The sequence below is a fragment of the Bradyrhizobium sp. 142 genome (assembly GCF_023074015.1).
Taxonomy (GTDB): Bacteria; Pseudomonadota; Alphaproteobacteria; order Rhizobiales; family Xanthobacteraceae; genus Bradyrhizobium.
Genome location: NZ_JADPKQ010000117.1, coordinates 1 through 518, shown reverse-complemented (window position 1 = coordinate 518; position 518 = coordinate 1). Strand labels below are relative to the sequence as shown.

Genomic DNA, 518 nt, shown 5'->3' with positions numbered 1-518 from the left:
GAATACTTCTGGTCCAGATGCGAATAGCTCAAGTCTGCCGTGAAGGTCAGGTTCTTGACCGGGGTCCACGCAGTGTTGACACCGATGACCGCGAAGTTGAAGTCCGGGTTACAAGTCGCAGTGGCGGCGCCAAAAACGGCGACAAAGTTGCCGCAAATCAGGGCCTTGCCCGTATCGCCGTACTTCAACTGAGCATACGCACCGTAGATGCCGGACACCCAATTTGGATTCCAGTTGTGGGAATAACCACCCCGGAAGCCCCAGGTCTTGACGGTATCGATGCCAGTACCAACGCCGAAGACACCGTCAGCAAGACCGGCGAAACCGGTGCTCTGGTAGGCGATGCTGCTACCGCCGAACATGAAGAAGCTCTGCGGGAACAAGCTCTGGAAGTTATAGCGAGTCGCGCCGTCCGTGTAGACAGCCTGCAAGTTGATGCTGTCGCCAGCTCCAGTCGGGATGTTCTTGATGGACAACGCACCTTGAACCGCCCAGCCCCATTTGTCGGTAGGATGGCC

1 protein-coding gene is annotated in these 518 nt (G+C 57.1%); it reads right to left on the bottom strand.

Annotated features, from left to right (window positions below; all coding sequences use genetic code 11):
• A partial coding sequence (locus tag IVA82_RS11870) for a porin (protein ID WP_247388935.1) occupies positions 1–518 on the bottom strand: 518 nt, incomplete at both ends.